A 3,926-nucleotide genomic window follows, 5' to 3' on the forward strand; every position below is an offset into this window, starting at 1 on the left:
CTGAGCCTGGACCTGGACGCCATCCGCCGCCTCCAGGCGGGGGAGCTGTCCCTGAGCCGGGCCCTCGCCGGGCAGGCCCTGGCCCTGGAAGGGGACCGGGCCGACCTGGAGCGCTACGCCCAGGTGTGTGAGGAGCTGAGCCGAACGGAGACCTCCTACGACGACCTGGACCCGGAGCCCTGGCTGGCCGCCCTGGAGGAAAAAAGTCTCCCCCTGTCCCGGCGGGTGGACCCGACGGAGCAGGACTCCATCGCCGCCGCCCCCTACCCCTGGCGGCGGTTCTTCGCCCGGGCGCTGGATCTGAGCCTGGCGGGCATTCTCTGGTCCGCCCTGCAGTACCTGGTCCTGCACTGGTACTGGCCGGAGTTTGGGCTGATGGGCTTTGCGGACACCCTCGTCTCCGCCTGGGGGGCCTGGCTGTTCCTCCTGGTTCTGGAGCCCATTCTGCTGTGCACCTGGGGGTACACCCCCGGCAAGTGGCTGCTGCGGCTGAAGGTACGCCGGGAGGACGGGAGCAAGCTGGACTTGGAGCGGGCCGTCATCCGGACCGCCTGGATTCTTCTCCGGGGCTTCGCCCTGAACGTCCCCTTCCTGAATCTCCTGTGTCTGGGCACCTGCTATGATAAGTGCGTAAAGGATCAGGTGATGCCCTGGGACCAGGGACTGCGGTACACCGTCCGGCCCGCCGGGAAGAAGCGGGTGGCGGCCTACGTGGCCATTTCCCTGCTGTTCCCGCTTCCGAGCATGGCCATTGACAGCGAGAGTTACCGCCTGCCCAATCCCGCCGGCCCCCTCACCCAGGAACAGGTGGTGGAGAACTACAACTTTCTGGAACAGCGCACCCACGGCAGCTCCCACTTTCTGGGCAGCCACCCTCTCTCCTCCCTGCGCCCGGACGGGACCTGGGAACAGCCGCCGGCGGCGGCTCTGGACCAGGACAACTGGGTGGAGTTCCCGGACGGGGAGGCGGGGGAGTGGGGCCCCCTGACCTTTGAGACCGATCCCAAGGGAGCGGTCACCGGGCTGACCGTCACATGGACGCCGTCGGAAAATCCATACCGCGCGGAGCTGGATCTGCGCCAGTCCATCGAAGGCTACCTGCCCAATCTGATGCTGGCCCTCTCTCCCGGCGCGGAGGAGTGGAGCGCCCCATGGGACATCGCGTGGGAGGCCCGCCGCGGCGATACAGAGTCCATGATGCTGGACCTGCGGGACGCGGACTTCACCCGCCCCGGAACCTACACCCTCCCCGAGGGCCTGCCGGGAATGGAATTGACCATGGAAATTTTGGTCAGCGATGGGTATCAGGCAAAGCTCCACCCAGGTACCAATGTGGCGTGGGACGGCGTTCTGGTGCCGGATGAGACGGGGGGCAGCGAACTGGTCCTCCAGTTCACCATCTCCTGTTCCAGTTGACAATTTCCCCAGCCTCCCAGTACAATAGGGGCGGAAGTTTTGGAAGGAATGTTCCGCCCCAGGTACTGTGAGAAGGAGCCCGGGGCGGGGAAAGCGAGGTTACCTGCTATGTCCGATTTTCTGTACGAGGTGGACGGCCACCTGGCCCGCCTCACCATGAACCGCCCGGAGCATCTGAACTGCTTCAGCGAGGAGATGATCCACCTGTGGACCGCCGCCCTGGAGGACATCCGGGACCGGGACGACATCTACGCGGTGCTCCTCTCCGGCAACGGCAAGGCCTTCTGCGCCGGCGGCGACGTGAAGGCCATGGCGGCGGGCGACGGCTTCTTTGAGAGCCACGACGACATCACCTCCACCGCCCTGGCCCGGAAAAACTCCCTGTGGAAGGGCATCCAGCGCATCCCCCTGATCCTGGAGGAGATCGACCGGCCGGTGGTGGCCAAGATCCACGGCCCCGCCGTGGGCGCGGGGCTGGATATGGCCCTCATGTGCGACGTGCGCATCGCCGCCGAGAGCGCCTCCATGTCCGAGAGCTACTTCAACGCCGGCATCGTCCCCGGAGACGGAGGGGCCTACTTCCTGCCCCGGCTGGTGGGCCGGGACAGGGCCCTGGACATGTTCTGGACCGCCCGCACCGTGAGGGGGGCGGAGGCCGAGCGGATGGGCCTGGTCACCCGGGTGGTCCCCGACGAGGAGCTGGACCAGTTTGTGGAGGAGTACATGCAGAAGCTGCTGGAGGCCCCCCAGCAGGCCATGCGCCTGACCAAGCGGGCCATCCACGAGAGCGAGCAGAGCACCCTGCGGGCCTCCCTGGACATGGTGTCCTCCTTCATGGGCATCGTCACCGAGCTGGACGACTACCGCACCCGCACCGCCGCCCTGGTGGAAAAGCTGGAAAAGAAGCACAAGCGGAAGAAGAAGGAGTCGTAAGGATTTTAGGGGCCGGCGGCCCCGGCGGCCCGCGGGCGCACACTGTGCGCCCCTACAGCTCAAACGAATCCGCGTTCATAGCTGGGACCGTTCCCCTAGGGGAAGGCTATTGGGCGACCGCAAGGTTCGTCCCTACGGCCGATACAAAACGGCTGCGTTTTTCTCGTAGGGGCCGGTCCCAGACCGGCCCGCCCAGGATACGCACCGGGAGCGTTGGCTCGGCAGCGCCAGGCGCAGAAATAAAATCGCACCAGTTCCAATTTTTCTCACTCAGGCCCCCAGTGGGGCCGGACGGAACGGCACCCAAGCACTCCTAATTTTGCGCGCCGGAAATTTTATGCCTAGCTAAAGGGGTAACCCCCGTAAATGGGGGTCCGGGGGTAAGGCGAATATGAGCGCGGAGCGCTCATCCTGAGCCGTCCCCCGGTGGCGTTTTGCCTACTTTGCCGCCATGGGCAAAGTAGGTCGCCGCCCGCAGGCGGCGAAACTACCCTGCGTACTACGAACCCAATCTAAAACCTGCCCCCTCATCCGTCACGGCTTCGCCGTGCCACCTTCCCCCCAGGGGGAAGGCTTTTGGGGGAGATCGCCCCCTCATCCGCCCCCTTCGGGGGCACCTTCCCCCCGAGGGGAAGGCTTTTGGGGGAGATCGCCCCCTCATCCGCCCCCTTCGGGGGCACCTTCCCCCCGAGGGGAAGGCTTTTTGGGGGGAGCGCCCCCTCATCCGGCCCTTCGGGCCACCTTTCCCTATTCCCTCTGGCCTTCGGCCATTTCCCCCTGACAGGGGGAATCGGCCCCTTGAAAAGGGGAGTCGGCCCCCAGGGGGGAGGCTTCATAGAGAGATGCCTGCAAAATCCCCCCCACAGCACAACCAAAAACAAGAAGAAAGAAGGACCCCCCATGCACATTGATCCCACCGTATACACCGGCCGTCCCTCCGACCAGCGCATCCCCCAGGAGGAGGCCATCTACGACAAGCTGGAGGAGCTGTCCATCCCCTTCACCCGGGTGGACCACGACCACGCGGACACCATGGAGGACTGCCTCCGGATCGAATCCGTCCTGGGGGGCAAAATCTGCAAAAACCTGTTTCTGTGCAACCGCCGGCAGACGGAGTTCTATCTGCTGATGATGCCGGGGGACAAGCCCTTCAAGACCAAGTACCTGTCCGCCCAGCTGGGGTGCTCCCGGCTGTCCTTCGCCGACGCCGGGCACATGGAGGAGTATCTGCACACCATCCCCGGCTCCGTCTCCGCTCTGGAGCTGCTCTTTGACGCCCAGGGGAAGGTGCAGCTGGTCATCGACCGGCCCCTGCTGGCCGACGACACCATCAGCGGCCACCCGGGTATCTCCACTTCCACCCTGCGGATGAAGCGGGAGGACCTGCTGCGGTATGCCCAGGCGGTGGGCCACAGCCCCATCTATGTGGACCTTCCCGACCCCCGGGAGACCGGGGAGGCGTGAACGCGCCCCAAAATATGCAAGCGAAACCAAAAAACAGGGCCCGTCGCAGAATTGAAAAATTCTGCGGCGGGTTTTCTTGCGTCTAAGGAGGGCAGAAGAATGGAAATTGCCAT

General features: G+C 65.2%; 3 protein-coding genes. All 3 read left to right on the forward strand.

Translation table 11 applies throughout. The features are described 5' to 3' along the window. Positions 1-1,416 (forward strand): RDD family protein (locus tag H6B31_RS16300; RefSeq protein WP_204899467.1); only part of this gene is annotated, 1,416 nt, incomplete at its 5' end. Positions 1,417-1,524: 108 nt separating this feature from the next. Beyond that, positions 1,525-2,349, forward strand: coding sequence for an enoyl-CoA hydratase/isomerase family protein (locus H6B31_RS16305; RefSeq protein ID WP_204899468.1), 825 nt, complete (start codon positions 1,525-1,527; stop codon positions 2,347-2,349). A 900-nt stretch (positions 2,350-3,249) separates the two neighbouring features. Then, positions 3,250-3,813 (forward strand): prolyl-tRNA synthetase associated domain-containing protein, encoded by a 564-nt coding sequence (locus tag H6B31_RS16310; RefSeq protein WP_204899469.1) that lies wholly within the window; start codon positions 3,250-3,252, stop codon positions 3,811-3,813. Positions 3,814-3,926 lie beyond the last annotated feature (113 nt).

This window comes from Pseudoflavonifractor capillosus, from assembly GCF_016899775.1.
Lineage (GTDB): Bacteria > Bacillota > Clostridia > Oscillospirales > Oscillospiraceae > Lawsonibacter.